Origin of the sequence: Mycobacterium sp. 012931, assembly GCF_000419295.1 — a bacterium.
GTDB lineage: Bacteria > Actinomycetota > Actinomycetes > Mycobacteriales > Mycobacteriaceae > Mycobacterium > Mycobacterium marinum.
On the sequence record NZ_AOPX01000001.1, the window covers coordinates 5,254,511 to 5,281,118 of the forward strand.

Below are 26,608 nucleotides of genomic sequence, written 5' to 3' on the forward strand. Positions count from 1 at the left end.
GACATGGCACGCACGCACGATGACAAATGGGATCTGGCCTCCAGCATCGGCGCCACCGCCACCATGGTCGCCGCGGGCCGGGCGATGGCATCGAGGGATCCCCGTGGTTTGATCGACGATCCGTTCGCCGAACCGCTGGTGCGCGCCGTCGGTGTCGACTTTTTCATCAAGATGATGGACGGCGAGTTCGATCTGAGTGTCCTGCAGAATGTTTCGTCGGCAAAGGCCCAGGCGATGGTGGACGGAATGGCGGTACGCACCAAGTACTTCGACGACTACTTCGGCGACGCCATCAAGAGCGGGATCCGGCAGGCGGTGATCCTCGCGTCGGGGCTGGATGCCCGCGCATACCGGTTGCCGTGGCCGGCCGACACCGTGGTCTACGAACTCGATCAACCTCAGGTGATCGAATTCAAGACCAATGTTCTGGCCGACCTCGGCGCCGAACCCAGGGCAACCCGGCGCGCAATCCCCATCGATCTGCGTGGGGACTGGCCGGTGGCGCTGCGGGCAGCCGGCCTGGACACCACGGCACCCACGGCGTGGCTGGCCGAAGGCCTGCTGATCTACTTGCCGCCCGAGGCCCAAGACCGGTTGTTCGACAACATCACCGCGCTCAGCGCGCCGGGCAGCACCGTGGCTACCGAATTCGTGCCCGGCATTGTGGATTTCGATGTCGACCGGGCGCGGCAGATGTCAGGTCCGTTTCGCGACCATGGTTTGGACATCGACATGTCGTCGCTGGTCTACACCGGCGCGCGCAATCACGTCGTCGACTATCTGCGCGCCAAGGGCTGGGACGCCGAGGGCGTGACCCGAAGCGAGCTTTTCGAGCGCAACGGCATGGCCGTTCCCGCCCCCTCCGACGACGACCCGCTCGGCGAAATCATCTTCATCAGCGCCGCCCTGACCGGCTAGAACCGCGACCGCCCCAGCCACAACACGTTGGCCCCGGTCAACGTCTGCTCCACCTGTCCGACGGCGCTGGCCACCGAGCGGACAACCAGCGCGCCCACGGCTTCGGGCACTGAGGCCGCCACCGGCCGAGACGACCCGCGCGGCCACAGCAGATCCAGCAGCGACGAGCCCGGATAGCCGACCAGGCGGACCTCGGTGTCCTCATCCAGGCCGGCCAGCACCTTGGCGCGTCGGACCGCGGTGCGAAAGCCGCCGAGCTCGTCGACCAAGCCCCGCTCCAGGGCATCGGCACCGGTCCAAACTCGCCCTCGGGCAACCGCATCCACGTCTTCGGTGCGAAGGTTGCGGCCCCGGGCTACGCGTTCCACAAAATCGGTGTAGAACATGTCTGCCTCGGCCTCACGTCGGGCGCGCTGCTCGTCGGTAAATGGCGCGTCTATCGACCAGGCGTCAGCATTGGCGTTGGTGCGCAACGTCTCTGACCCAACGCCCAGCCGATCCTTCAGATCAGGGCCACCAGCTTGCCGGTGATCACTCCGATTGAACCGGTGATCGTGCCCGGATTCGCGACGATTGCATCCGCACCCATCGATACGTAGTAGCCGCCGGAGGCCGCGATCGAGCCCATCGAGGCCACCACCGGCTTGCCCCGGTCGCGGGCCCGCTGCACCTCACGCCAGATGGTCTCCGACGCGGTGACCGAGCCGCCGGGACTGTCCACCCGCAACACAATCGCCGACACCTCGTCGTCGGCCGCCGCCTCACCCAATGCCGATGCGATGGTGTCGCCACCGGCGCTGGACGGACCCAACGGCAACCCCTGTGGGCCACCCCGGCCGTTGACGATCGGCCCCTCGACGCTGACAACGGCGATCGTGGGCTTGCCCCGGCGCCCCGGGATCGACGGCACGGGCGGCGCCAGACGCGGCCTGGCGGTGCCGGCATAGCGCGCCAGATGCATTCGCGGCAGTTTGTCTGCGGTGTCGATCGATTCCGGCGAAACACCCTCCACGCCAGCCAATTCCGCGATCCTGGCATAGGCCTCGTCGCGGAATCCGATCCGATCGATCAGACCGGAGGACAGCGCCTCATCCCGCAGCAGCGGAGCCTTGTCAGCCAGTCCATCAAGTACACCCGCGTCGATCTGGCGCGATTGGGCGACCGCCTGCCACACCTGGTCTTGCAGGCTTTCCAGCATCCTGGTGACGGCTTCACGGTTGGCGTCGGTGTAACCGTCCTCAGTGAAAAGGTCTGCCGCCGACTTGTATTCGCCTCGCGCCACGAACTGGGCTTCGATGCCCACCTTGTCGAGCGCATCGCGCAGGAACATCGCGTTGCTGGCAAAGCCGATCAGCCCGGCCTCCCCGGAGGGCTGCATCCAGATCTCCCGAAACGCCGTCGCCAGGTAGTAGGACAACGTACCCGGATACGTTTCGGCCCAGGCCACCGACGGTTTCACGGCGCTAAACGCCGCGATCGCCTCGCGAAGTGCCTGAACCGCCCCGATCGGCGCCGGTGGAAGCTGCACCCGGGCAATCAGGCCACCGACCCGAGGGTCCTCGGCACCGCGGTGCAGCGCCGCAACAGCATCGCGCAGCGCCATCGGCCGGCCGCCCCCGGAGATGATCAAAAACGGGTCGAAACCGTTGCTCTCCGCCGGCATGGTGCGCAGGTTGAATTCCAGGATGCAGCCGTTGGGTACCCCGTGGTGACGGGCGGTGTCGACGCGTTCGGCCAGTGCGCGCACGTCGTCCCCCACACTCGACAAGCGGGGCAGGAAGGGCAGAAAGGCGAACATATTTTTAGCGTACCGATGGCCAGGCCCCGGCATCGTGGCCCATCGGCCTGGGTACCGGGCCCCTGGGCACGTCGTACGGTGGCGAGGTGAGGTTTTCGATAGCGATCCCCCAACTCGACACCGACGGCTTTGACGCCGCAGGACTACGCGCCTATCTCGCCCGCGCCGAGGAACTCGGGTTCGAGGGCGGGTGGGTACTCGAGCAGATCATCGGCAGCTCGCCGCTGCTGGCACCGCTAGAGCTACTGGCATACTGCGCTGCCTGCACCAATCGGCTTCGGCTGGGGGTCGCCGTGTTGGTGACGTCCCTGCACGATCCGCTGCAATTGGCCTCGTCTGTGACCGCCGTGGACCGTCTCAGCAACGGCCGCCTCGACCTCGGCGTCGCGGCCGGCGGCGGTTCACGCAAGTTCGCGGCTTTCGGGGTGGACCGCGCCACCCATGTCAGCTATTTCACCGAGGGCCTGCAGTTGATGAAGGCGGCCTGGTCCGATGAGCCACGGGTGAGGTTCCATGGCCGCTTCCGCGATGTCGATGACCTGCCCATCCAGCCCAAGCCGGTGCAACGCCCGCACCCTCCGATCTGGTTCGGCGGGCGCGCGCCCAAGGCCCTGGCCAGGGCGGTCCGGCACGGTGACGCATTCCTGGGCGCGGGCTCCTCGACGACGGCCGACTTCGCCACGGCGGTGACCACACTGCGTCACGAACTGGCCGAACAAGGCCGCGATCCCGCCGGCTTCACTATCGGCAAACGGGTCTATCTGATGGTGGACGACGACCCCGAGCGGGCCCGCGAGCGCGTGCTGGCGGGTTTGCGCAGTATCTACGGAAAGATGGGCGGCCTGGATGCGGTGGCGGTGGCGGGCACTCCCGACGACGTCACCCGCGGGCTGGCTGAGGTGATCGCCGCGGGAGCGCAAACGCTGTTGCTCAATCCCGTGGGCCCCGATGTCGGGCAGAACCACGAGCAGATGGAGCGCCTCGCCGCGGAGGTCATTCCGCGGCTGCGCTAGCTCGCGAGCAGACGCGAAATCGCACAAATCGCCGTGGCGTTGTGCGATTGAGCGTCTGCTCGCGGTACTACAGTTCGGTGACGGATCCGCCGGCGGCGGCGATTGAGCGTCTGCTCGCGGTACTACAGTTCGGTGACGGATCCGCCGGCGGCGGTGATCTGCTCCCGGGCGCTACCGCTGAACTTGTGCGCGGTGATATCGACCTTGACGGTCAGCTTGCCGTCGCCGAGCACCTTCACCAGCGAGTTCTTGCGAACCGCCCCCTTGGCGACCAGCTCGTCGACACCGACGGTGCCGCCCTCGGGGAACAGCCTAGCGATGTCGCCGACATTGACGATCTCGTACTCGGTGCGGAACCGGTTACGGAAACCCTTGAGTTTGGGCAGCCGCATGTGGATGGGCATCTGCCCACCCTCGAACGTCGTCGGAACCTGTTTGCGCGCCTTGGTGCCCTTGGTGCCGCGGCCCGCGGTCTTACCCTTGGAGCCCTCACCGCGACCCACGCGAGTCCGCGGGGTTTTCGATCCGGGCGCCGGGCGCAGATCGTGCAGCTTGATGGTCACTGTGCCTTACCTCCGGTGCCATTCTGGGCGGGCTCCACCTCGACGAGGTGGCGCACCACCGCGATCAGCCCGCGGGTCTGCGCGTTGTCGTCGCGGACCACCGTGTGGCGGATCCGGCGCAAGCCCAGGGTGCGCAGGCTCTCGCGCTGCTTCCAGCGCGCCCCGATGGTGCTACGCACCTGGGTGATCTTGAGCTGATTGGTTGCTTCACTCATGGTTGTGCCCCCGAAGTTTGGGCCTCGCGTACAGCAGCGGCGGCCAGCGCTTCGCTTTCGCGGCGCGCCTTGAGCATTCCGGCCGGGGCAACGTCCTCGATGGGCAGTCCGCGTCGGGCCGCCACTTCCTCGGGACGCTGCAGCATCTTCAGCGCGGCAACGGTGGCGTGCACCACGTTGATCGCGTTGTCGCTACCCAGCGACTTGGCCAGGATGTCGTGCACGCCGGCGCATTCCAGCACGGCGCGCGCAGCGCCACCGGCGATCACACCGGTACCCGGGCTGGCCGGACGCAGCAGCACCACACCGGCGGCCGCCTCGCCCTGCACCGGATGGGTGATGGTGCCGCCTATCAACGGCACCCGGAAGAAGCCCTTGCGAGCCTCCTCGACGCCCTTGGCGATCGCGGCCGGGACTTCTTTGGCCTTGCCGTAGCCGACACCGACCATCCCGTTGCCGTCACCGACGATGACCAGGGCGGTGAAGCTGAATCGCCGACCACCCTTGACCACCTTGGAGACGCGGTTGATCGCAACCACACGCTCCAAGTAGTTGCTCTTGTCGCTGTCGCGGCCACCGCGGCCACCGTCGCGCCGGCCGCGGCCTTCGCGTGAGTCGCGGCTGTCGCGGCCTTCAGGGGCTCCTTGCCCACCGGCCGACTGCTCCGCCATTATGCGGTCCTTCCAGTGTTGTTCAGGTTCCCAGTCATCAGAACTTCAATCCATTCTCGCGCGCGGCATCGGCCAGCGCCGCGATCCGTCCGCCGTAGGTGTACCCGCCGCGGTCGAATACCACGGTGTCGATACCGGCGGCCTTGGCGCGCTCGGCGATCAACTGGCCCACCCGAACACTGCGGGCTTTCTTGTCTCCATCCAGGCCACGCACATCGGTTTCGATCGATGAGGCGGCGGCCACGGTGGTGCCGTTGGCGTCGTTCACCAACTGCACGTGGATGTGCCGAGCGGACCGGTGCACCACCAGGCGCGGACGTTGTTGGGTGCCGGCGATCCTCTTGCGCAGCCGTGCGTGCCTGCGCAGCCGGGAAACCCGGCGGGTAGCGGATACGCTCTGCCCCACCGGCTTCCGCGCGGCGGTGTCAGCCTGTGTTTGCGCCATGACTACTTACCTGTCTTTCCGACCTTGCGGCGGATCTGCTCGCCTTCGTAACGCACGCCCTTGCCCTTGTACGGGTCGGGACGGCGCAACCGGCGGATGTTCGCCAAGATCTGGCCGACCTTCTGCTTGTCGATCCCAGAGACCGTGAATTTCGTCGGCGCCTGGACGGCGAAGGTGATGCCTTCGGGCGCCTCGATCACAACGGGGTGGCTGTATCCGAGTGCGAACTCCAGGTTGGCGCCCTTGAGCTGCACGCGGTAACCCACGCCGTGGATCTCCATTTTGGTGGTGTATCCCTCAGTCACGCCGGTCACCAGGTTGGAGACCAGGGTGCGTGACAACCCGTGCAACGAACGGTTGCGCCGCTCGTCGTTGGGGCGGGAGATCACGATCGCGCCATCATCGTTGCGCGACACCGTGATCGGCTCGGCGACCGTCAGGTCCAGGGCGCCCTTGGGCCCCTTCACCGAGACCTTCTGTCCCTCGATCATTACGTCGACTCCGGTGGGAACCGGAACCGGCTGCTTACCAATACGCGACATGGTTACTCCCTCACCACACGTACGCGAGGACTTCGCCGCCCACGCCCTGTCTGGCTGCCTGGCGGTCGGTCAGCAAGCCTGAGGAGGTCGAAATGATCGCCACACCCAGGCCGCCGAGTACCCGCGGCAGGTTGGTGGACTTGGCGTAGACCCGCAGCCCGGGCTTGGACACCCGCCGCAAACCGGCGATGCTGCGTTCCCGGCTCGGCCCGTACTTGAGTTGAACGATCAACGATTTGCCAACTCGCGCGTCTTTGGTATGGAAGTCGCTGATGTAGCCCTCGTTCTTGAGGATCTGGGCGATGTTGGCCTTGATCTTGGAGTGCGGCAAACTCACCTCGTCGTGGTACGCCGAATTGGCGTTACGCAGACGAGTCAAGAAGTCTGCGATCGGGTCCGTCATGGTCATGACAGCGTCTGTACCCTTCCTCGCGGCGGTTCCCGGTCAGGGCCTACCGCGCACCTGTATCTGGGGGTTGGTCTTTTTACCAGCTGCTCTTCTGCACGCCGGGCAGCTCACCTGCATGAGCCATCTCGCGCAGGCAGATCCTGCATAGTCCGAACTTGCGAAACACCGCACGGGGGCGGCCGCACTTGCTGCATCGTGTGTAGCCGCGCACCGCGAACTTGGGCTTGCGTGCGGCCTTGTTGACCAGTGCCTTCTTCGCCATCTGCTCAGTTCTCCTTGAACGGAAAGCCGAGGGCCCGCAACAGCGCTCGTCCTTCCTCGTCGGTCGTCGCCGAGGTGACAACGTTGATGTCCATACCGCGGACACGGTCGATCTTGTCCACATCGATCTCGTGGAACACCGACTGCTCAGCCAGCCCGAAGGTGTAGTTGCCGACACCGTCGAATTGCTTGGGCGACAAACCGCGGAAGTCACGAATACGCGGCAACGCGATCGAGGTGAGCCGGTCGAGGAACTCCCACATCCGGTCGCCTCGCAGCGTCGCCCGCACGCCCACGGGCATGCCCTCACGCAGTTTGAACTGCGCAATGGACTTGCGGGCCTTGCGGATCTCCGGGCGCTGACCGGTGATCAGTGCCAGGTCGCTCACCGCGCCGTTGATCAGCTTGGCGTCCCGCGCGGCCTCGCCGACTCCCATGTTCACCACGACCTTGGTGACAGTCGGGATCTGCATGACGTTGCCGTAGCCGAACTGCTTGTGCAGCACATCGCGGATCTCGCTGCGGTAGCGCTCCTTGAGCCGCGGCGGAATCTTCACTGCGCTATCAGTAGTGCTCATGCCTGAATGTCCTTGCCATTGCGCTTGGAGATACGGACCCGCTTGCCGGTCTCCTCGTCGACCCGGTAGCCGATCCGGGTGGGCTTGCCATCGGAGTCGACGACCATCACGTTGGAGACGTGGATCGGCGCTTCCTGGGTAACGATCCCGCCCGACTTTGCACCACGCTGGTTGGTCGAAATCGCGGTGTGCTTCTTGATTCGGTTGACACCCTCGACCAACACCCGGTTGCGTTCCGGGTAGGCCTGCAGGACTTTGCCCTTGGCGCCTTTGTCTTTGCCGGAAACAACCAGCACGGTGTCGCCCTTGTGGACCTTCATCTACAACACCTCCGGGGCGAGCGAAATGATCTTCATGAACCGCTTCTCGCGCAGCTCGCGACCCACCGGGCCGAAGATGCGGGAACCGCGCGGGTCGTTGTCCGGCTTGATGATGACGGCGGCATTCTCGTCGAACTTGATGTAGCTGCCGTCGGGACGCCGGCCCTCCTTGACGGTGCGCACCACAACGGCTTTGACGACATCGCCGCGCTTGACGTTGCCGCCCGGGATGGCGTCTTTGACGGTGGCGACGATGATGTCACCAATCCCGGCGTAGCGTCGCGACGATCCGCCGAGCACGCGGATGCACAAGATCTCCTTGGCGCCGGTGTTGTCGGCGACCTTCAGCCGCGATTCCTGCTGAATCACTAGATCTCCTGACTCGGGTGGACGTGTGCACAGCAGGAATGCAGCCCAAATGGGCCTAAGCGAGCCTCAACGGACAAGGCCCACCACAAACCTGACATGCGCGGTCTTTCGTTACCGAAGGGCACGCTGGGCCAGCCGACAAGCTTTGGGGCTTGTACGCACCGGCCGAGGTCTGCCCAAGGCAACCCCTAGAGTCTAGGGGACGAGCTGCTCAGAGCCAAATTTGCACTGTGGCCGGCTTTGCAGCGGCTCATTCAGACACGCGATACCAGGCGACAACGTACACCACCATGGCCGTGGCCAGCGCAATTAGCACCCAGATGACGATGGCTTGGTCGATCCACGCACCCGCGGGCGGAGAACCCGGAAGGATGTTGCGCAACGGCACCACGGCGAACAGCATCGCCGCATACCAGGTGCCGAACGGTGGCTGAAACTTTCTCCGGCGGGTGATCATCTGGATCGCGACGAACAAGGCCAACGTCGGCAGGGTGATCAGGACCAGGCAGATGCCCAGGTCGAAGACCAGCGACCCCTTGGCCCGCTGGAAGGTCACGATGACGTTGTCGGGGCGGTCGGAGGTCTGACTGGCGTCCCCTACCCGCTCGACGCTGATGTCCCAGCCCTCCAGCGATCCGGTCACTTCCACCCGGGTGGCCTTGTACTGACGGTTCTCACCGGTTCCCACCAGGACATCGGCTTGGATGGTGTCGGTGGTGTACCGGTCGAATGGCCAGTTACCGGGGTCGCCGTGCGCTTCGATGGTGGTGGCTACCTGTGCGGGTGACTTGCCCACCGGGTACTGCAGGTCGCCCAGTTCATTTTCCGGGTAGAAGCGCACCGAGGTGTCCACGGTGAGCACGTTGAGCCGATGGTCGATCATCGAATCGTCGGGCATCACCAGAACTTTCACATCGAGGCGATTTGCAACGGTATGCAGCGCCTCGAAGCGGACCAGGACCACCGTGTCGTCGGTGGTGCCGACGTCGGGTTTGGGCAGCGGCCCCGGCGTGCTGGCCAGCCAGTGGTAACCGACCAGCGAAAAGATGTAGACGACGATGACGCCCACAATGATTGTGGTGTCGAGCACGAGGTGCTTGCGCCGCGACATGTGCTTGGGTTTGGGCCGGGCATTCGCCGGTGGATCCGGGGCGGCGGCCGCACCCGGCGCAGCGTTGTTATCTGCCATCCGCGGTTACCGCCGGAGATCGCACTGATGCGGCCGAGCCCCCGTCACGAGACACGGTGGCAGATCGTAGCAACCGGGGTGCCTTGCGGCGGCGTTTCCAAATCAGTTCGCGACCGGTCCGGTTGCCGGCTAGCGATCTGCCACGCAGCGGAATCCGATATGGGTGGTCGCGGTGTCCCGGGACTGCGGCGAACGGGCCGCCGGCCGGTAGCGGTGGCAATACTCGGGCGCGCACAGGTGCGAACCACCCTTGAGGGTCTGGCTGATGGTCGGATCGGCGGGCCCGGCCGGTGCGCAGCACGCCTTGGGCGGCTGATCGATGCGGTGATGCGCTGAAAACGGGGTTGTGGTCCACTCCCAGACATTGCCGATCATGTCGAACAGGCCGAACCCATTGGCCGGAAAGGTTCCCACCGGCGAGGTCCCGAACCAGCCGAGTGCTCCGTCGTTGCGGTAGGGGAACTTGCCCTGCCAGGTGTTGGCCATCAGTTGTCCGGCGGGCTTCTCTTCGTCGCCCCATGCGTAGGTGGTGGTGGTGGCACCGCGGGCCGCGTACTCCCACTCGGCCTCGGTCGGTAGCCGACGACCCGCCCACCGCGCGTAGGCCGCGGCGTCCGGATAGGCCACCTTCACCACCGGGTGATCGGCCCGGTCGTCGACGTCGCTGTCCGGCCCCCACGGATGACGCCAGCTCGCGCCGGGCGCCCAATCCCACCACTGACGCCAGTCACGTAGGTCGACCGGTCCCGCGGTGGGACGAAACACCATCGCACCCGGACGTAGGTCATCCTGATTGACCCCCGGATACAACGCGGGGTCAAGGGGCTGCTCTGCAACCGTCACATAGCCCGTCGCCGCCACGAACTCCGCGAACTGGGCGTTGGTCACCGGGTAGCGCTCGATCGCGAATGCGTGCACGGACACGCTATGGATCGGCGCTTCCTCCGGGTAAAAGCTCGTCGACCCCATGCGAAACGATCCGCCCGGCAGGTCAACCAATTCGGTCAGCACAACTTCAGGGTATGAGGACGGCAAAGTTTTGCATCAATGCGGATTTCGCCGCAGTGAAGCCAGCCACCCCGGCCGGGCCCTCCAGATGCACGGCCACCAGGTACATCTTGGTGTTGGTCCAGATGTGGGTGATGCGGTCAGCGAACTGGATTGCGCCCGACGGACCCTGCAGAGCGCCGGTCAGCAACTCGCTGCTGTACCCACAGAAGGGTGCCCCCGCGACGGCGAAGTTGAGCCGGCGCATCGAACCTCCCAGATGTGCGGTGTACTCCTGGAAGGCACGCTCTGGCAGCGCGTCGGTTGCGGTGATGGTCACCGTCGCCGCCATCCCATCGGGGCCGGTCAGGTTCAGCGCCGTGTCACCGCTTCCACCACGCGCGGTCCAGCCGTTGGGCACGCTGAGTGTGACTCTGGGGGCGTCCTGGTCCGCCGCCGCGGCCGTGGTGGCCCGGCCCTCCCCCGTCAGCGACGGAGCGCAGCCGACTGTGTGGGGCGGTATTTGTTCCGGCTGGGTCGCTACGACTCCCGGTACTGGTCTAGCGGGGTCGGGATGCACGCCGGGTGAACCCGACCCGCCGCGCTCCGCGCAGGCGGACAAGACGCCGGACAGGCACACCAGGCTCACCACACCCAGAGCCGCGGACAACGATCGGGCCAGCCGGTCAGTCCCTTGAAAAGGCAAGTGCAAGTTCTTTTTCCACGTCTTCATATGGTCGTCCGGATAGGTCAATGGTCACTCGGGCGATGCTTCCGCCAGTGAAGGCAAAGGGCGCCTTGTAGCGACTCGACACTGCAGAACCGCCATTGCGGCCGACGGTGATGCCCGCACCGGCAAGTCCAAACGTTCCGGGGTGGGTCGTCACATCTGCAAGCGAGCCCACCTCGTTGTGGTCGAAGTACATCGTAAGGTCGCCCAGCGGCGTATGGCTGTTGGCCAGCGTGCCCGTCCGCGCATAGCGCACCCCGAACAAGTGATGGCCCAGCGGAATCGGCCCCACCGAGGACAGCAACTGCTGGCGTTCACCGAGGAAGTTGTAGACGTAGTGCAGGCGACCGTCGGCGATGAACAACACGTGACCGCCGTGCGCGCCACCCTGCTTGAACAGCACGCCCTCGGCGCCGGTGGTATTGACGGTGACCTCGGCCACCAAGGCGAACGAGCGGCCGCGAATCTCGGCCCCGGCACCGATGCCGACCTCAGCACAGTCGGGGTAGTAGATGTAGCTCGTGCGTTCGCCGACCAGATACGGGCGCGACCGCATCATCGTCTCCATGATGTTCAGATCACCCAGCGGCAGCCCGTTGTACTTGGCGGCCTCGGAGAACCACAGTGCCTTGAGTTCCTCCAGCTTGTCGGGGTGCTCGGCGGCCAGATCATGGCACTGGCTGCGGTCTTGGGCGATGTGGAACAGTTCCCAGCGGTCGGCGTCGAAATGCGACCATCCCGCCGGGGCCGCGGCGTGCACGGTGTTGGCGAACCAGCCCTCATGCCAGATGCCGCGGGTCCCCAGCATGGCGTAGAACTGGGTCTTCTTGCCGGTATCGGCGGCGGGATCGGTAAGGGCCGCGTTGAAACTCACACCGTCCAGCGGCTTTTGCGCGATGCCCTTGACGACCTCCGGCGGCGTCATGTCCAACAGGTCGTAGACGGTCGGCGTGACATCGCAGACGTTGATGTAGTGGTCCCGGACTTCACCGTGCGCCGCGATCCCGTCGGGCCAGGAGATGGTCGCCGTGTCGGCGATACCGCCCTCATGCGAGGCGTAGCGCTTGAACAGCTTGTAGGGCGTGTTGAAAGCCATCGCCCACCCGATCGGATAGTGGTTGTAGGTCTGGGGCCCGCCGAGGTGGTCGAACAGTTTCATGCTCTCTTCGACGGTGTCGATGTAGCCGTTGAAGAACTTGCCTTCGTTCACCGATCCGTTGGGACCGCCCTCGCCGCTGGCGCCATTGTCGGAGATCACCACGATGATCGTGTTGTCCAGCTCGCCGGATTCCTCGAGATAGTCCAGGATCCGCCCGATCTGCGCATCGGTATAGCTCAGGAAACCGGCGAACACCTCGACCATCCGGCTGAACAGCTTTTTCTCTTCCTCGTTCAGCGAGCCCCAGGGCCGCACCGTGTCCTGCATCGGCCACGACTCGCCCGAGGGGCCTTTGACGTCGAGATAGGGGTTGATCGGCGACAGCTCGGTGTCGGGCGGCACAATGCCCATCGCCTTCTGGTTTTCCAGCACGATCTCGCGGTAACGCTCATAGCCCATGTCGAACTTGCCGGCGTACTTGTCGGCCCATTCCTTGAAGACGTGATGGGGCGCGTGCCCGGCACCCGGGCACACGTAGCTGAACCAGGGCTTGTCAGGCGCGACCACCTTGGCGTCACGCATGAACTGAATCGTCTTGTCGGCAAGGTCCTTCGACAGGTGGTAGCCATCCTCGGGGGTGGCGGGCGGGTTGACCGGATGGTTGTCGTACACCAGGTCGGGGTACCACTGGTCGGTCTCCCCACCCATGAACCCGTAAAACCGCTCGAAGCCGCGCGAGACCGGCCAATGCCGTCGCGTCGCCGCCATGCTGGACTCTTCCATCGGCGTCAGATGCCACTTCCCGATGCAGTAGGTGTTGTAACCACGTTCGGCCAGTACCTCGGACAGCAGCGCCGTATCGGCGGGGATGCGGCCACTGCAGTTGGGGAACCCGTCGGTGAACTCCTCGATGGTCGCCATCCCCACGGTGGTCGCGTTGCGCCCGGTCAGCAGCGACGCGCGCGTCGGCGAGCACAGCGCGGTGGTGTGGAACTGGGTCAGTCGCACGCCGCGTTCGGCGATTCGTGACATGGTCGGCATCTGCACCAGCCCGCCAAAGCAGTCCCAGGTGGCAATTCCGGTGTCATCCCAGACCAGGTACAAGATGTTGGGCGCATTCTCGGGCGCGGTGGGCGCCGCGTACGGACCCCAATCCGCTTCCGAGTCGCGGATATCCAACTCGATCTTGCCCTTGAATTCGGTCGACCCCGTTGTCCCAGTCACCACTGGCCAGCCTCACTCCCGTTGTGGACCTGCTTGCCCTATCTCGTGTGCAGAGTGCACCCGCTGCCAGGGTAGCCAGCCAAATGCAAAATCGCCCGAGACTGCAAGTCTCGGGCGATGTCGCCGGCGCAACGGTTATGAGACCGTCACTTGGCCTTCTCGAGGATTTCGACGAGCCGCCAGCGCTTGGTGGCCGACAGCGGACGCGTCTCCATCAGGGAAACCCGGTCGCCGATGCCGGCGGCGCTGTGCTCGTCGTGCACCTTGACCTTCTTGGTGGTGCGAATGATCTTGCCGTAGAGCGGGTGACGCACGCGGTCTTCGAGCTCGACCACGATGGTCTTCTGCATCTTGTCGCTCACGACGTAGCCGATGCGCGTCTTGCGACGACCGCGCGGCTTAGGAGTGCTCGGCGTGTGCTTGGGACCCTTTTCCTTGGAAGCGCCATCGGCCGCGCCCGCCGCTGCGGACTTGGTGGCCTTCGCGCCAGTCTTCGCCTCTGCCATCACGATTCCTTACCATAGGGTTCGCCGGGTCCAGCCGCCAGACCCAATTCTCGTTCGCGCAACACGGTGTAGACGCGTGCGATTTCCTGACGCACCGTGCGCAGCCGGCGGTTGTTGTTGAGCTGTCCGGTCGCCATCTGGAAACGCAGGTTGAACAGCTCTTCCTTGGATTCGCGCAGACGCTCGGTCAGCTCTTCTTCGGTGAGCTCGCGCAGTTCGCCAGGGGAAATTCCCACTGCCATCAGAACTGCTCCTCTCGGGTGATGATGCGTGCCTTGATCGGCAGCTTGTGGATCGCGCGGGTCAGCGCCGCTCGTGCGATCGCTTCGTTGGGGTAGCTGAGTTCGAACAGCACCCGGCCCGGCTTGACGTTGGCCACCCACCACTCCGGGGAGCCCTTACCCGAACCCATCCGGGTTTCGGCCGGCTTCTTGGTCAGGGGACGGTCCGGGAAGATGTTGATCCACACCTTACCGCCACGCTTGATGTGCCGGTTGATGGCGATACGAGCGGACTCGATCTGCCGGTTGGTGACGTAGGCGTGCTCGAGGGCCTGGATCCCATAGTCGCCGAAGTTCACCGACGTCCCGCCGCTGGCGATGCCACGCTGGCGGGGGTGGTGTTGCTTGCGGTGCTTAACCTTACGGGGAATCAACATGATTTAGCTCTCCGTGCTCTGCGCTTCGGGGGTGGTAGCGCTTTCTGCGGCGGCGGGCTCTTCGCTACCCACGGCACGTCCGGCTTCGGCGCCGGTGGCCGTGGTGCCGGAAGCACCGCTGCGGCGCGGACGGCTGCCCGCCTGCCGCTCGCGGCGCGGACGGTCGGCGCCCGCGGGAACGGCGGCGGCCAATTCGCGCTTGCCGCCGACGATGTCGCCCTTGTAGATCCACACCTTCACACCGATCCGGCCGAAGGTGGTCTTGGCCTCATACAGGCCGTAGTCGATGTCCGCGCGCAGCGTGTGCAGCGGAACCCGGCCCTCGCGGTAGAACTCCGACCGGCTCATCTCCGCGCCACCAAGACGACCCGAGCACTGCACCCGGATGCCCTTGACGTTGGGTTGGCGCATCGCGGACTGGATGGCTTTACGCATCGCCCGGCGGAACGCCACCCGGTTGCTCAGCTGCTCAGCGACCCCTTGGGCCACCAGTTGCGCTTGCGACTCAGGGTTTTTGACTTCGAGGATGTTGAGCTGAACCTGCTTGCCGGTCAGCTTCTCCAGATCCGCACGGATGCGGTCGGCCTCGGTGCCACGGCGGCCAATGACGATGCCCGGACGCGCGGTGTGGATGTCGACCCGGACCCGGTCACGGGTGCGCTCGATCTCCACGTCGGCGATTCCGGCGCGCTCCAGGCCGCTGGACAGCAGCCGACGGATGGCGACGTCTTCCTTGACGTAGTCGGCGTACTGCTTGTCGGCATACCAACGCGACTTCCAGTCGGTGGTGATGCCCAAGCGGAAGCCGTGCGGGTTGATCTTCTGGCCCACTAGTCTGAGCCTCCCTTCGCTTCAGAAGTCTCAGAAGTCTTGGAAGTCTTGGACTCGGCTTTGGTGGCGGCCTTCTTCGCCGGCGCCTTGCTGGCCGAGGACTTCTTCGCGGGCGCCGTTGCGGCGGCCTTGCTGCCCTCGGCGCGGCGAGCCCGCGACGACTTCGAAGACCGCTGGTCCTTGCTCGGCCGGCTCTCCACCACCACGGTGATGTGGCTGGTCCGCTTGCGAATCCGGAACGCGCGTCCCTGCGCCCGCGGGCGGATGCGCTTGGCGGTCGGGCCCTCGTCGGCGTAGACCGTGGCCACGATCAAGGTCGCCGGGTCCAAGCCGTTGTTGTTCTGCGCGTTGGCGGCCGCACTGGCGATCACCTTGGCGACCGGCTCGCTGGCGGCCTGCGGCGCCCAACGCAGGATGTCGAGCGCGTCTGAAACCGACCTGCCACGCACCAGGTCAATTACCCGGCGCGCCTTTCTCGGCGACACCCGCACGAACCGCGCCTTGGCGGTCGCCGACGGGAATTCAGTGGTGGTTGTCATCGATACCCTCTGCTCTTAGCGCGAACGCTCATCGCCGCTTGCTCTTTCGGTCGTCCTTGATGTGCCCCTTGAACGTGCGCGTGGGGGCGAATTCACCGAGCTTGTGACCGACCATCGACTCGGTGACGAACACCGGGACATGCTTGCGGCCGTCGTGCACCGCGAAGGTGTGGCCGATGAAGTCCGGGATGATGGTCGAACGCCGCGACCAGGTCTTGATGACCTGCTTGGTGTTCTTCTCGTTCTGCACGTCGACCTTCTTCAGCAGGTGGTCGTCGACGAACGGGCCCTTCTTCAGGCTGCGTGGCATAGTTCGCTACTCCTCGACTTCCTAGCGCCCGTGCTTCTTGCCGGTGCGCCGGCGTCGGACGATGAGCTTGTTGCTCGCTTTGTTCGGGTTGCGGGTACGGCCTTCTGGCTTGCCCCACGGGCTCACCGGGTGACGGCCACCGGAGGTCTTACCCTCACCACCGCCGTGCGGGTGGTCGACCGGGTTCATCACCACACCACGGACGGACGGGCGCTTGCCCTTCCACCGCATACGACCGGCCTTACCCCAGTTGATGTTTGCCTGCTCGGCGTTGCCCACCTCACCGACCGTGGCGCGGCAGCGAACGTCGACCCGACGGATCTCACCGCTGGGCATACGCAGCGAGGCGTAGCTGGCTTCCTTACCGAGCAACTGGATGCTCGATCCCGCCGAGCGGGCAAGCTTGGCGCCACCGCCGGGCCGCAACTCCACGGCGTGCACCAAGGTGCCGGCCGGGATGTTGCGCAGCGGCAGGTTGTTGCCGGGCTTGATGTCGGCGTTGGCACCCGACTCGACGACGTCGCCCTGGGAAAGACCGTTGGGCGCAATGATGTAGCGCTTCTCGCCGTCGAGGTAATGAAGCAGTGCGATGCGGGCGGTGCGGTTGGGGTCGTACTCGATGTGCGCGACCTTGGCGTTGACCCCGTCCTTGTCGTTACGACGGAAGTCGATCACCCGGTAGGCACGCTTGTGGCCACCACCCTTGTGGCGAGTGGTGATGCGGCCGTGTGCGTTACGCCCGCCATGACCGTGCAGCGGGCGAACCAGCGACTTCTCCGGAGTCGAGCGAGTGATTTCGGCGAAGTCCGACACGCTCGCGCCGCGCCGACCCGGGGTCGTGGGCTTGTACTTGCGAATTGCCATGTCTAATCAGGTCCTTGTCTCGCGCCCGGCTAGGCCGGCGCTCCGAACAGATCGATCGGCTTGCTGCCCGGCTCCAGGGTGACGATGGCGCGCTTGGTGCTCTTGCGCTTGCCGTACCCAGTCCGGGTGCGCTTGCTCTTACCCTGCCGGTTGGCGGTGTTCACCGATGCGACCTTGACCGCAAAGATCTTCTCGATAGCGATCTTGATCTGGGTCTTGTTCGAATCGGGGTGCACCACGAATGTGTACACGTTGTCATCGAGCAGCGCGTAGGACTTCTCCGAAATCACCGGCGCCAGAATGATGTCGCGCGGGTCAACGATGGTCGCCATTAGGCCGAAACCTCCTCGGACGTGTTGGCGGCGATATAGGCGTTGAGCGCCTCAACACTGAAGACCACGTCGTCGGCGCGCAGCACATCGTAGGTGTTGAGCTGGTCCGGGGACAGAATGTGCACACCGGGCAGGTTGCGCACGCTCTTGACGCCGGTCTGGTCATCGCGTCCGATGACCACCAGCACCTGCTTGCGGTCGGTGATGGTGGCCAGGAATGTCTTGGCGCTCTTGGTGGACGGAGTCTGGCCGGCGACCAACTCGGTGACGGCGTGGATACGCCCGTTGCGCGCCCGGTCCGACAACGCCCCGCGCAACGCGGCCGCGATCATCTTCTTGGGGGTGCGCTGGCTGTAGTCGCGCGGTTTCGGACCGTGCACCACACCACCGCCGGTGAACTGCGGGGCCCGCGTCGAACCTTGACGGGCGCGGCCGGTGCCCTTCTGCCGGTATGGCTTACGGCCACCGCCACTGACGTCGCCGCGTGTCTTGGTCGAGTGCGTACCCTGACGGGCCGCTGCACGCTGAGCGGTCACCACCTGGTGCATCAGGGCGATGTTCGCCGGAACATCGAACAGCTCGGCCGGCAGCACGACGGAACCGTCGACCTTGCCGTCCGGCGCCTTGACCTGAATTTCCAAGTCTTTCTGGGCGCTTTGGTTTTGCGCAGCCATTACTTCTCACCTCGTTTGATCGCGCTGCGGACTATTACGAGCCCACCGGTGCGGCCGGGAACCGCGCCCTTGATCAACAACACACCTTGCTCGGCATCGACCTTGTGCACCAACAGGTTCTGCACGGTCACCCGGTCGTTACCCATCCGGCCGGCCATCCGCGTGCCCTTGAAGACGCGCGCGGGAGTGGCACAGCCACCGATGGAACCCGGCCGGCGGTGCACCGCCTGGGCACCGTGGCTGGCGCCCTGGCCGCTGAAGCCGTGACGCTTCATGGTGCCGGCGAAGCCCTTGCCCTTGGAGGTACCGGTGACATCGACGTAGCTGCCGTCGGCGAAGATCTCCGCCGTCAGCTCCTGGCCGACTTCGTACTCGGTGACCGCCTCGGCATCGTCGAGCCGCAGCTCAGCCAGGTGACGCCGGGGGTTGACGCCCGCGGCGGTGTACTGGCCGGTGACCGGCTTGTTGACCTTGCGCGGACTGATTTCGCCGTAGGCCAGCTGCACTGCGCTGTACCCGTCGCGCTCCGGTGTGCGGATACGCGTTACAACGTTCGGCCCCGCCTTGACCACCGTCACAGGTACGACTTTGTTGTTCTCGTCGAAGACCTGCGTCATGCCCAGCTTGGTACCGAGAATGCCCTTTCGTGCCATGCTCTCAGAACCTCCTACTGGATGTTGACGTCGACACTGGCCGGAAGGTCGATGCGCATGAGTGCGTCAACCGTCTTCGGCGTCGGATCGATGATGTCGATCAACCGCTTGTGCGTACGCATCTCGAAGTGCTCCCGCGAGTCCTTGTACTTGTGCGGTGAGCGAATGACGCAGTACACGTTCTTCTCGGTCGGCAACGGCACCGGACCAACCACGCTGGCGCCGGTACGGACCACCGTCTCGACGATCTTGCGCGCCGAAGCGTCAATAGCCTCGTGGTCGTAGGCCTTGAGCCTGATGCGGATCTTCTGTCCCGCCACGCTTCTCCTACCTCACTCTAAAAACTTGAGGCCCGTGTTCGGACCTGGTGCCCCCAGCCCGCCGATCGGCCCGGTCTCTGCCGGGTCGAACTGCGCGCGCTGGATACTGCGCCGCTGTTTACCTGTCGTGGTACACCGGCCCCCGCGGTCGGGCGTGTCACCCGCACGCAGCCTTGTAGGCGCCAAAATCTGGTCGCACTCCAAGGATGGGACCGGACGCGCCCGTGTGGACGCCGGTCGGATGCCCGGCCAGGCGTGAACCCGGCTCAAGACAACCTGAACAGTATGCCTCAGATCAGCGGTTCGGCCAAATCCCAGGTGACGTCACCGACGAACTGGATCATCGGCGCAGCGCGACCCTCCTCGGGCGGCCGTTTGGCCAGCGCCCGGACCGGACCGGATGACCATCGATCATGCCAAGACGACCGACCGGGTGCGCTCACCAACGGCAGCGCGGTGCAACGCCCCGCACCGGTCGGGCCCCGCCTGCCCAACGCCACCCGCCCGTTGTCCAGGGCCGGCGCGGCCGCCGTGGCCGTCTGCTCAGAACTGGCCACAGTTGGGCGCGGCGGGAAGGCCGTTGAATCGGTCGGCGACCCACTGTAGAGCACGCTCGCCGTCCACCCAGAAAGTCAGCGCATGGTTGACCGAGGCCTTGTTGAGAAACGGCGGCTCCTCGTTGGTCCAGAACTCGACCTGTGCACCCTGCGCACACCAATCGCGCCCGAGTTGGCTGGCTTGGGTCCAGGGCGCCAACGGGTCGTAGCGGTTGTTGACGATCAGGACCGGCGCCGACGGCTGGTGCCGTCCGAGTCGCTGGGCTTCGAACAGCGTCTTGAACGGCTCCTCACGGACCAGTTGGTCCAAGTCCTTGGTGAAGTAGCCCCGAAGATGGCGGAACATGAACTTGAACGACGTCTCCTGGACGCACTGGTGACGCGTCTTGGCGAGCAGGTCCTCCCCGCGCGGGGTCATCCGTTCGTGAATCGCATCCGCCAGTTCCGGATAGGCGTAGATGAATCCGTTGATCAGGTAGCCGGCGGCGCCTACCAGTACGTTGCCATCCATATAGGGCAGCATCTCGACGAGATCGGCGGGCGGCGCACCCGCATACGTGCCCACCACATCGAGTTCGGGCGCGTAGCTCGACACGAGTTCTGCCGCCGAGGCCGCGGCCCCACCGCCTTGCGAATACCCCCAGAAGGCAACGGGGCCGTGTGGGTCCAAGGATGTTCCCGGCAGTCGCTGGGCGGCGCGCGCGGCGTCGAGCACCGCGTGCCCCTCGGCCAGCCGATTGACATAGGTATGCGTTCCGGGAGTCCCCAGCCCCTCGTAGTCGGTCATCACGATGGCAAACCCGCGGGCCACCATGGTCGCGACGAACGTCTCTTCGTAGTTGACCATCAGGTCCAGCCACGGCGACCAGTGGATGCCTTGGTTGAAGACCCGCGACAGCGCGCACTGATCCCCCTGCCCGACGGCGCCTGGCGCGTAGCTGAGCAGCGGCCTCGGCCCGCTTCCCGGCCAGGGGTTATCGGGCTCGAAATACGTGCCGGTGACTGCGATCGGGTTTCCCCGGGTGTCGGTGCTGCGGTACATGATGCGAGTTCCGGTTGCCATGATCGCGCCCAGCTGACCGGATGGTTCCAGCACCAGTCGCGATGGCTCGGTGCGGATCACGTCGCCCGGCTCGCCGGGCGGCAGCGGGTCTGGCGGAGTATAGAACTGGTCGTATTGGCTTTGATCGCCTTCGGATTCGAAGCCGCCGTCGGCGCGCGCCGAGTCCGGCGCAACAACGGTGATTGTCGCGCAGGACAACATGGCCACCACCACGACCTGCAGCCGCGATTGAAGGCGACCCCTCGCAGCACGCATACCACGAACGAATAAATCGCGTTTCTCAATTATCATATTTGGCCGATCAATTTTGTGAGCAACAAAAGACATACGGACGACGCTCACTTGAGAAAAATGCATCAGCGATCGATCGCGACCAGGTAATTCAGACGAATCGGACAAGGCCGGCTCGCCCGTGGGCAGCCGATACGACTACGGCGTCTCCGGTCACCGCACGGAGCACAGCAGCGCCGACAGAACGCCCATATTCGGCTATCTAGACGTACTTTCAGCACTACCCGCGCAGGCTGGCCGACCGCCGTCACACCCCCGCTTGTCCGGTCCCGGATCAGCGCAGGGACCGTCATTCAATGCACTCACAACCGCTGTTTTCGCCGTCCGGAGATTACAGTCGACGACCACAAAACAGCCGCACCGATTGCGCCGCCAGTCCCATATCAAACCTCGACGCGGGGGCTATCTGCGGTCTGTCGATTACCGCTTTCATTTCTACCCCAGGGAACGCCGGAGCCCTGGGGGATGACTCCGGGTTGACCCGTTTGCAGGAATTCTATGTTGTTGGGAATGAAGGCAACAAAGTTGTTCACCCTGACTCCAGGAATTGTCACCGTCGGCAACTCCAGGTAGCCGGTGCTGGACACGGTGCTGATGGCGGGGGTCCTAAATCCGACCGCGTCTATTCCACCGACGGTGATCGATCGCGCCTGTAGGGCAGGAAGGTCAAAGCCGCCGACCGTGGTCCCAGCAGGCACCGTCAAGGACGGTATCGTCAACGACGGAATGCCCAACTGCGGCAGACTAAACGCACCCACCGTCGTACCCTCCGCCAACGTCAAAGGCGGAATCGTCAACGACGGAATACCCAACTCCGGCAGACTAAACGCACCCACCGTCGTACCCTCCGCCAACGTCAAAGGCGGAATCGTCAACGACGGAATACCCAACTGCGGCAGATCGAACCCACCCACCACAACATTGGCCGGCGTCGTCGCCGCCGGAATCGTCAACGCCGGCAACGTCACCCCCGGCAAATCAAACCCACCCACCACAACATTCGCCGGCGTCGTCGCCGCCGGAATCGTCAACGCTGGCAACGTCACCCCCGGCAAATCAAACCCACCCACCACAACATTCGCCGGCGTCGTCGCCGCCGGAATCGTCAACGCTGGCAACGTCAGTCAACGCTGGCAACGTCACCCCCGGCAAATCAAACCCACCCACCACAACATTCGCCGGCGTCGTCGCCGCCGGAATCGTCAACGCTGGCAACGTCACCCCCGGCAAATCAAACCCACCCACCACAACATTCGCCGGCGTCGTCGCCGCCGGAATCGTCAACGCCGGCAACGTCACCCCCGGCAAATCAAACCCACCCACCACAACATTCGCCGGCGTCGTCGCCGCCGGAATCGTCAACGCGGGCACCGTAATCGGCGGCAGGCTCAGATTGGGGATGGTAATTCCGGGGATTTCAAGAGGCGGCAGGGTCAGGTCGGGCGTAGTGATGGAGAAGTAGAAATTGCCCTGGCCAACGCCACGATAGAAGATACCGTTGTTCATCTCGCCCGTGTTGAACAGGCCGTTGTTCATGTCGCCGATGTTGAATGCGCCGGTATTGAGGCTGCCCGTGTTGAACCAGCCCGTGTTGGCGGTGCCCGTGTTGAGGGCACCCGTGTTCGATGGGCCGGGGTTGAAGGAACCCATGTTGAAGCTACCGGTGTTGAGGCTGCCGGTGTTCGCGTTGCCGACGTCAAGCAGGCCGGTGTTGAACGATCCCGCATTGAGCAAGCCCGTGTTGGCCTGCCCGGAGTTGAAGAGTCCGGTGCCGTAGGCACCAGAGTTTCCGATGCCGAAGTTCCCGGTACCTGAATTGAACAGGCCGACGTTTCCGGTGCCCGAGTTGAACAGGCCGAAGTTGCCGACGCCGGAGTTCAACCCGCCGATACCAACCTGATTGTCGCCGGTCAGCCCGATGCCGATGTTGTTGTTTCCGGTATTGGCAAATCCAAAGTTGCCGGAACCCGCGTTGGCAAACCCAGTGTTGAGACCGCCCAGGTTCCCCCAGCCCAGGTTATTACCACCACTGTTTGCGCCACCAATGTTGTTGCTACCCAGGTTCGCCCAGCCGGCATTGGAGCTGCCGAGATTTCCGGATCCGAGATTGAAGTTGCCGAGGTTGCCGCTGCCGAGGTTGCCGATGCCGTTGTTCGCGTTACCGACGTTGCCGCTACCGATATTGGCGAGCCCGAAGTTGACAGTGCTGGCGTCTTCCGGTAGCCGCAGCGCCGTGACCGCAGCGGTGACCGTGGTTGCCGGGCGCACCATTTCCGAATGCCGCGATCACCCTGCCCGGCAGGTCCGACAGATTCTGTAGAGGCTGTGCCAGCGGTGTCAGCGATGCTGCCGCCGCTGAAGCACCGGCATGGTAGGTCGCCATCGTTGACACATCCAGCGCCCACATCTGCTCATACTCGGCTTCGACGGCCGCGATCGCCGGCGCGTTTTGGCCGAACAGGTTCGACAGCACCAGCGACACCAGGCTGGAACGGTTAGCCGCGAGCAGGAAGGGCTGCACCATCGCTGACTGCGCAGCGGCGAACTCGGCCACCAACGCCTCAGCCTGGGCGGCGGCCTGTTCGGCATGGGCCGCCGCCGCGTTCAGCCACCCGAGGTAGGAAAGCCGCAGCGGTCCCCATCGCTACCGACGATGCTCCCTGCCACGCGCCACCGACCAGCCCCGAGGTCACCGAAGCGAAAGAGTCTGCCGCGGACTCCAATTCCACGGCCATCCCGCCCCAGGCCGTCGCAGCCGTGCGCATCGGCTCCGCCCCGGGCCCCGTGAATATCAGCGCGGAGTTGACCTCCGGTGGCAACACTGAAAAGTTCATCGCCCAACCCTCCCGGTCTGGCCGCGGGCCAGCACTCGCGCCGAGTACCGCCTTGCTTATCGAATCGACTTCCGAAGCAGCAGCGAAATGACAATGGTCGCCTTCAGCACACTTTCGCTGCATGAATTCCCGCTTGAAAGCGTGATTCAATCCTGGCGCGGGGCCGCCACAAAATTTGGTGTACCAAAAATTCATTCCCCCGACTGCAGATCGAAATATAGCGGCAGCTCACGTTGGGCCGCAAGCGTTTCGGCTGATAGGGCGCGTTATGAACCAGCCCCGTCCATTGCGAGACGCCAGTGTTGCAAACGTGACATCGCGGTCTCCAATTGCGGCTGGAATCTCAAATAACGACGCCTCGTCGCATTGTTTCGGAGTTAGCTTTCCGGCAGGTGTACACCAATTCGCCGTACCGACAAAAGGAGGAATAACTGATGGACGTTACGCGAAATAGGCGACTGTTCACACTCCGCGCGCTGGGCGCCGTGGTAGCCGCCACGATCGCCGCTGCGGCGTTGTCAAGTTGCAGCAGCTCAGGGGATCCAGGCATCCAGGCTCCGACGATACAGGGCGCCGCGAGTTCCGCGGACCTGATTAACGCGGGGTAGCTGCGGGCTAACTCGAGGTCGTTCGCACTCTCATCCGATGCGTTGTTTCTCAGACGCATCGGATGAGAGTTGCGTTTTGATCCGGTTGGCGGGCTATGGGGTGCTGACCGCTGGACCAAGGAAGGGCCGTGCTGATGTTGGCGAGTTTTTCGGTGTTGCCCCCGGAGATCAATTCGGCTCGGTTGTTTGGTGGCGCGGGATCGGCGCCGATGCTGGCCGCCGCGACGGCCTGGGACGGGCTTTCTGCCGAGTTATCCGGTGCGGCTGGCTCCTTCGGGTCGGTCACGTCGGGGTTAGCAGCCGGGGTGTGGCAGGGTCCGGCGTCGGCGGCCATGACGGTGGCGGCCGGCCACTATGTCGGCTGGTTACGCACCTCGGCCCTACATGCCGCGGGGGCGGCCGCCGCCGCGCGCGCAGCGGCGGCCGAATTCGAAGCCGCCCTGGCGGCCACGGTGCATCCGGTCGCGGTCGCGGCCAATCGTGCACAGCTGGCGTCGCTGGTGATGACCAACCTGTTCGGCCAGAACGCGCCGGCGATCGCGGCCGCCGAATCCTCATACGAGCAGATGTGGGCCCAGGATGTCTCGGCCATGGCCGGCTATTACGGCGGCGCCGCGGCGGTGGCCGCTCAGTTGGCACCCTGGAGCCAGCAATTGGGCACGATCGTAGGCGCTGTGGGCGGCAGTGCCGGCGCCGGGCTTTCCCGGGCCTCCGGCCTCAGCGCAACCGCCGCGAACAACAGTTCCATCGGCACGAATGTTGCTGCCGCACAAACGATTGCGGAAGTGATGGGCGGCAGTGGCATTCCGATGCCCTCGCGACGCTACGTGCAACTCGCCAACTCCCTCTATATCGGCCGCAGTGTCGGGGGCGCGGTCGCGCAGGCGTTGTTCACCCCCGAAGGCCTCTACCCGGTGACCGGGGTCAAGAACCTGACGTTTGACACCTCGGTGGCCCGGGGGGGTGGTCATCCTGGAGAGCGCGATCCGCGAGCAGATCACCGCCGGCAACAACGTCACCGTGTTCGGCTACTCCCAGAGCGCTACCATCTCGTCGCTGACGATGACCAAGCTCGCCGCATCGATCAACCCGCCCACGCCAGATCAACTCTCGTTCACGCTGGTGGGTGACCCCAACAATCCCAATGGCGGAGTGGCCACCCGGTTCCCGGGACTGTCGCTGCCGAGTCTGGGGATCACCGCCAGCGGCGCCACACCGGACAATCTCTACCCGACCAGGATTTACACCCTCGAGTACGACGGCGTCGCCGACTTCCCGCGCTACCCGCTCAACCTGGTATCCACCCTCAACGCGCTAGCGGGTGCCTACTACGTGCACACCGACTACTTATTCCTAACTCCCGCCCAGATCGATGCGGCCGTGCACCTGACCAACACGGTGGGCCCGACCATGACCGACTACTACGTGATCCGCACCGAAGACCTCCCGCTGCTCGAACCACTACGAGCACTGCCCGTACTCGGAGACCCGCTCGCCGACCTGGTCCAGCCCAACCTCAAGGTCATCGTCAATCTGGGCTACGGCGACCCCGCCTACGGATACTCGACCTCACCGCCCAACGTCGCTACCCCCTTCGGGCTCTGGCCCGAGGTGAGCCCGCTGACCATCGCCGACGCACTCGCCGCCGGCACCCAGAAAGGAATTCACGACTTCGGCTACCACATCAGCCATCTGGATCTACCGCAGATCACCAACGGGTCCAGTTCACCGGTGGGCAATCCGCAGGCCGCTCCCACCACCGGACCCGCCGCGCCGATGGTCTCGATCAACACCATCATCGACGACCTACAGGCGGCCAATAGCCAGGTTGCCAACACCATCACCGAGGTGGGTGCCGCCAGCTACGCAGCCCTGCTGCCCACTGCCGACATCGCCAATGCCGCCATCACCAGCGTGCCGTCCTATAACATCAACCTCTTCCTCGACGGCATCCAACAAGTCGCCAACGGCGATCCGATGGGTTTCGTCAACGCCGTCGGATACCCCCTGGCGGCGGACGTAGCCCTGATTACCGTGGCCGGCCTCCTGCAAGCCTTCGTCCTGGTAAACGCGGGCCAGGCAATCGCACATGCGATCACCACGCCCATCGGCTGATCAGTTACGGACGCAGATCGGGGACCACGCCGCCCACCCAGCGCCCGGAGTCCGCCACCCGCACGAACCCAGCAGATTGAGACAAAATTGCATTCGCTGAGACAATTTTGTCTCAGATGATG

Annotated in this window: 29 protein-coding genes and 3 pseudogenes; 3 read left to right on the top strand and 29 right to left on the bottom strand. The window is 64.8% G+C overall.

Annotated features, from left to right (window positions below; all coding sequences use genetic code 11):
* Nucleotides 1-3 precede the first annotated feature (3 nt).
* Entirely contained in the window at nucleotides 4-918 is a 915-nt protein-coding gene (locus MMSP_RS22995) for a class I SAM-dependent methyltransferase (RefSeq protein WP_020788549.1), read from the top strand.
* Here MMSP_RS22995 and sppA read toward each other — a convergent pair.
* Nucleotides 915-2,716, bottom strand: a pseudogene (sppA, locus tag MMSP_RS23000) (signal peptide peptidase SppA). The gene MMSP_RS22995 and the pseudogene sppA sit on opposite strands and share 4 nt — an antisense overlap.
* An 86-nt stretch (nucleotides 2,717-2,802) precedes the next feature.
* Between sppA and MMSP_RS23005 the strand changes: the two are divergent.
* Nucleotides 2,803-3,729, top strand: a complete 927-nt coding sequence (locus tag MMSP_RS23005) for an LLM class flavin-dependent oxidoreductase (protein ID WP_012392953.1) — start codon at nucleotides 2,803-2,805, stop codon at nucleotides 3,727-3,729.
* A 122-nt stretch (nucleotides 3,730-3,851) separates the two neighbouring features.
* On the opposite strand, the gene rplO is transcribed toward MMSP_RS23005, so the two are convergent.
* The 28 genes and pseudogenes from rplO to MMSP_RS29060 all read right to left on the bottom strand — a co-directional run bounded on the left by rplO (nucleotide 3,852) and on the right by MMSP_RS29060 (nucleotide 23,763).
* Nucleotides 3,852-4,292, bottom strand: a complete 441-nt coding sequence (rplO, locus tag MMSP_RS23010) for a 50S ribosomal protein L15 (protein WP_011739078.1) — start codon at nucleotides 4,290-4,292, stop codon at nucleotides 3,852-3,854.
* Entirely contained in the window at nucleotides 4,289-4,507 is a 219-nt protein-coding gene (gene rpmD, locus MMSP_RS23015) for a 50S ribosomal protein L30 (protein WP_011739077.1), read from the bottom strand. The genes rplO and rpmD overlap by 4 nt, the downstream gene beginning before the upstream one ends.
* Nucleotides 4,504-5,178 carry a 30S ribosomal protein S5 gene (gene rpsE, locus MMSP_RS23020; protein ID WP_012392951.1) on the bottom strand — a complete coding sequence of 225 codons (675 nt, stop codon included), beginning with the start codon at nucleotides 5,176-5,178 and terminating at the stop codon, nucleotides 4,504-4,506. Before rpsE ends, rpmD begins: the two co-directional genes overlap by 4 nt.
* A gap of 37 nt (nucleotides 5,179-5,215) precedes the next feature.
* Nucleotides 5,216-5,584: a 50S ribosomal protein L18 gene (gene rplR / locus MMSP_RS23025; protein WP_020788552.1), complete on the bottom strand. Its 369-nt coding sequence runs from the start codon at nucleotides 5,582-5,584 to the stop codon at nucleotides 5,216-5,218.
* 41 nt (nucleotides 5,585-5,625) lie between these two features.
* A complete protein-coding gene (rplF, locus tag MMSP_RS23030; protein WP_015354695.1) occupies nucleotides 5,626-6,165 on the bottom strand; it encodes a 50S ribosomal protein L6 in 540 nt (179 codons plus the stop codon).
* Nucleotides 6,166-6,175: 10 nt separating this feature from the next.
* The gene (rpsH, locus tag MMSP_RS23035) at nucleotides 6,176-6,574 is read right to left on the bottom strand and encodes a 30S ribosomal protein S8 (protein ID WP_020788554.1); all 399 of its coding nucleotides are present in this window, start codon (nucleotides 6,572-6,574) and stop codon (nucleotides 6,176-6,178) included.
* Between the two features lie 76 nt (nucleotides 6,575-6,650).
* A complete protein-coding gene (locus MMSP_RS23040; protein ID WP_011739072.1) occupies nucleotides 6,651-6,836 on the bottom strand; it encodes a type Z 30S ribosomal protein S14 in 186 nt (61 codons plus the stop codon).
* Between the two features lie 4 nt (nucleotides 6,837-6,840).
* Nucleotides 6,841-7,413 (bottom strand): 50S ribosomal protein L5, encoded by a 573-nt coding sequence (gene rplE, locus MMSP_RS23045; RefSeq protein WP_012392949.1) that lies wholly within the window; start codon nucleotides 7,411-7,413, stop codon nucleotides 6,841-6,843.
* Nucleotides 7,410-7,733 carry a 50S ribosomal protein L24 gene (rplX, locus tag MMSP_RS23050; RefSeq protein WP_011739070.1) on the bottom strand — a complete coding sequence of 108 codons (324 nt, stop codon included), beginning with the start codon at nucleotides 7,731-7,733 and terminating at the stop codon, nucleotides 7,410-7,412. Before rplX ends, rplE begins: the two co-directional genes overlap by 4 nt.
* The gene (rplN, locus tag MMSP_RS23055) at nucleotides 7,734-8,102 is read right to left on the bottom strand and encodes a 50S ribosomal protein L14 (protein WP_020788555.1); all 369 of its coding nucleotides are present in this window, start codon (nucleotides 8,100-8,102) and stop codon (nucleotides 7,734-7,736) included. It lies immediately after the preceding gene.
* Nucleotides 8,103-8,352: 250 nt separating this feature from the next.
* Complete coding sequence (locus tag MMSP_RS23060; protein ID WP_020788556.1) at nucleotides 8,353-9,291, bottom strand: DUF4436 domain-containing protein; 939 nt, start codon at nucleotides 9,289-9,291, stop codon at nucleotides 8,353-8,355.
* 129 nt (nucleotides 9,292-9,420) lie between these two features.
* Nucleotides 9,421-10,302: a formylglycine-generating enzyme family protein gene (locus MMSP_RS23065; RefSeq protein ID WP_020788557.1), complete on the bottom strand. Its 882-nt coding sequence runs from the start codon at nucleotides 10,300-10,302 to the stop codon at nucleotides 9,421-9,423.
* A gap of 4 nt (nucleotides 10,303-10,306) precedes the next feature.
* Nucleotides 10,307-10,984: a hypothetical protein gene (locus MMSP_RS29055; protein ID WP_232022764.1), complete on the bottom strand. Its 678-nt coding sequence runs from the start codon at nucleotides 10,982-10,984 to the stop codon at nucleotides 10,307-10,309.
* Nucleotides 10,965-13,334 carry a sulfatase-like hydrolase/transferase gene (locus MMSP_RS23075; RefSeq protein WP_020788559.1) on the bottom strand — a complete coding sequence of 790 codons (2,370 nt, stop codon included), beginning with the start codon at nucleotides 13,332-13,334 and terminating at the stop codon, nucleotides 10,965-10,967. Before MMSP_RS23075 ends, MMSP_RS29055 begins: the two co-directional genes overlap by 20 nt.
* Before the next feature lie 143 nt (nucleotides 13,335-13,477).
* On the bottom strand, nucleotides 13,478-13,840 hold the full coding sequence (rpsQ, locus tag MMSP_RS23080; protein WP_369797336.1) for a 30S ribosomal protein S17: 363 nt from the start codon (nucleotides 13,838-13,840) through the stop codon (nucleotides 13,478-13,480).
* Nucleotides 13,837-14,079, bottom strand: coding sequence for a 50S ribosomal protein L29 (gene rpmC / locus MMSP_RS23085; protein ID WP_020788560.1), 243 nt, complete (start codon nucleotides 14,077-14,079; stop codon nucleotides 13,837-13,839). Before rpmC ends, rpsQ begins: the two co-directional genes overlap by 4 nt.
* Nucleotides 14,079-14,495 carry a 50S ribosomal protein L16 gene (rplP, locus tag MMSP_RS23090; protein ID WP_011739064.1) on the bottom strand — a complete coding sequence of 139 codons (417 nt, stop codon included), beginning with the start codon at nucleotides 14,493-14,495 and terminating at the stop codon, nucleotides 14,079-14,081. Before rplP ends, rpmC begins: the two co-directional genes overlap by 1 nt.
* Nucleotides 14,496-14,498: 3 nt before the next feature.
* Nucleotides 14,499-15,326 (bottom strand): 30S ribosomal protein S3, encoded by an 828-nt coding sequence (gene rpsC, locus MMSP_RS23095; protein WP_020788561.1) that lies wholly within the window; start codon nucleotides 15,324-15,326, stop codon nucleotides 14,499-14,501.
* Nucleotides 15,326-15,865 carry a 50S ribosomal protein L22 gene (gene rplV / locus MMSP_RS23100; RefSeq protein WP_020788562.1) on the bottom strand — a complete coding sequence of 180 codons (540 nt, stop codon included), beginning with the start codon at nucleotides 15,863-15,865 and terminating at the stop codon, nucleotides 15,326-15,328. Before rplV ends, rpsC begins: the two co-directional genes overlap by 1 nt.
* A gap of 28 nt (nucleotides 15,866-15,893) precedes the next feature.
* The gene (gene rpsS, locus MMSP_RS23105; protein ID WP_011739061.1) at nucleotides 15,894-16,175 is read right to left on the bottom strand and encodes a 30S ribosomal protein S19; all 282 of its coding nucleotides are present in this window, start codon (nucleotides 16,173-16,175) and stop codon (nucleotides 15,894-15,896) included.
* Nucleotides 16,176-16,196: 21 nt separating this feature from the next.
* Nucleotides 16,197-17,039, bottom strand: a complete 843-nt coding sequence (gene rplB, locus MMSP_RS23110) for a 50S ribosomal protein L2 (protein ID WP_012392941.1) — start codon at nucleotides 17,037-17,039, stop codon at nucleotides 16,197-16,199.
* A gap of 29 nt (nucleotides 17,040-17,068) precedes the next feature.
* On the bottom strand, nucleotides 17,069-17,371 hold the full coding sequence (gene rplW, locus MMSP_RS23115; RefSeq protein ID WP_020788563.1) for a 50S ribosomal protein L23: 303 nt from the start codon (nucleotides 17,369-17,371) through the stop codon (nucleotides 17,069-17,071).
* Nucleotides 17,371-18,045: a 50S ribosomal protein L4 gene (gene rplD / locus MMSP_RS23120; RefSeq protein ID WP_015354685.1), complete on the bottom strand. Its 675-nt coding sequence runs from the start codon at nucleotides 18,043-18,045 to the stop codon at nucleotides 17,371-17,373. The genes rplW and rplD overlap by 1 nt, the downstream gene beginning before the upstream one ends.
* Nucleotides 18,045-18,698: a 50S ribosomal protein L3 gene (rplC, locus tag MMSP_RS23125; protein ID WP_015354684.1), complete on the bottom strand. Its 654-nt coding sequence runs from the start codon at nucleotides 18,696-18,698 to the stop codon at nucleotides 18,045-18,047. Before rplC ends, rplD begins: the two co-directional genes overlap by 1 nt.
* A 14-nt stretch (nucleotides 18,699-18,712) precedes the next feature.
* Nucleotides 18,713-19,018, bottom strand: coding sequence for a 30S ribosomal protein S10 (gene rpsJ, locus MMSP_RS23130; protein WP_003403578.1), 306 nt, complete (start codon nucleotides 19,016-19,018; stop codon nucleotides 18,713-18,715).
* A 290-nt stretch (nucleotides 19,019-19,308) separates the two neighbouring features.
* Complete coding sequence (locus MMSP_RS23135; protein WP_020788564.1) at nucleotides 19,309-19,575, bottom strand: hypothetical protein; 267 nt, start codon at nucleotides 19,573-19,575, stop codon at nucleotides 19,309-19,311.
* The gene (locus tag MMSP_RS23140) at nucleotides 19,562-20,893 is read right to left on the bottom strand and encodes a lipase family protein (RefSeq protein WP_051153725.1); all 1,332 of its coding nucleotides are present in this window, start codon (nucleotides 20,891-20,893) and stop codon (nucleotides 19,562-19,564) included. Before MMSP_RS23140 ends, MMSP_RS23135 begins: the two co-directional genes overlap by 14 nt.
* Before the next feature lie 419 nt (nucleotides 20,894-21,312).
* Nucleotides 21,313-23,763, bottom strand: a pseudogene (locus MMSP_RS29060) (PPE domain-containing protein).
* Between the two features lie 742 nt (nucleotides 23,764-24,505).
* Between MMSP_RS29060 and MMSP_RS23155 the strand changes: the two are divergent.
* Nucleotides 24,506-26,486 (top strand): annotated as a pseudogene (locus MMSP_RS23155) (PPE family protein).
* Nucleotides 26,487-26,608 lie beyond the last annotated feature (122 nt).

Coding starts and splice junctions, on each gene's coding strand:
- rplP (WP_011739064.1), bottom strand. CDS start 14,495: ATGTTGATTCCCCGTAAGGTTAAGCACCGCAAGCAACACCACCCCCGC.
- rplC (WP_015354684.1), bottom strand. CDS start 18,698: ATGGCACGAAAGGGCATTCTCGGTACCAAGCTGGGCATGACGCAGGTC.
- rpsH (WP_020788554.1), bottom strand. CDS start 6,574: ATGACCATGACGGACCCGATCGCAGACTTCTTGACTCGTCTGCGTAAC.
- rpsE (WP_012392951.1), bottom strand. CDS start 5,178: ATGGCGGAGCAGTCGGCCGGTGGGCAAGGAGCCCCTGAAGGCCGCGAC.
- rpmC (WP_020788560.1), bottom strand. CDS start 14,079: ATGGCAGTGGGAATTTCCCCTGGCGAACTGCGCGAGCTCACCGAAGAA.
- rplD (WP_015354685.1), bottom strand. CDS start 18,045: ATGGCTGCGCAAAACCAAAGCGCCCAGAAAGACTTGGAAATTCAGGTC.
- MMSP_RS22995 (WP_020788549.1), top strand. CDS start 4: ATGGCACGCACGCACGATGACAAATGGGATCTGGCCTCCAGCATCGGC.
- rplE (WP_012392949.1), bottom strand. CDS start 7,413: ATGAGCACTACTGATAGCGCAGTGAAGATTCCGCCGCGGCTCAAGGAG.
- rplB (WP_012392941.1), bottom strand. CDS start 17,039: ATGGCAATTCGCAAGTACAAGCCCACGACCCCGGGTCGGCGCGGCGCG.
- rplX (WP_011739070.1), bottom strand. CDS start 7,733: ATGAAGGTCCACAAGGGCGACACCGTGCTGGTTGTTTCCGGCAAAGAC.
- rplW (WP_020788563.1), bottom strand. CDS start 17,371: ATGGCGACCATCGTTGACCCGCGCGACATCATTCTGGCGCCGGTGATT.
- rpsS (WP_011739061.1), bottom strand. CDS start 16,175: ATGCCACGCAGCCTGAAGAAGGGCCCGTTCGTCGACGACCACCTGCTG.
- rplV (WP_020788562.1), bottom strand. CDS start 15,865: ATGACAACCACCACTGAATTCCCGTCGGCGACCGCCAAGGCGCGGTTC.
- MMSP_RS23040 (WP_011739072.1), bottom strand. CDS start 6,836: ATGGCGAAGAAGGCACTGGTCAACAAGGCCGCACGCAAGCCCAAGTTC.
- rplF (WP_015354695.1), bottom strand. CDS start 6,165: ATGTCGCGTATTGGTAAGCAGCCGGTTCCGGTTCCCACCGGAGTCGAC.
- rpmD (WP_011739077.1), bottom strand. CDS start 4,507: ATGAGTGAAGCAACCAATCAGCTCAAGATCACCCAGGTGCGTAGCACC.
- MMSP_RS23060 (WP_020788556.1), bottom strand. CDS start 9,291: ATGGCAGATAACAACGCTGCGCCGGGTGCGGCCGCCGCCCCGGATCCA.
- MMSP_RS23140 (WP_051153725.1), bottom strand. CDS start 20,893: ATGCGTGCTGCGAGGGGTCGCCTTCAATCGCGGCTGCAGGTCGTGGTG.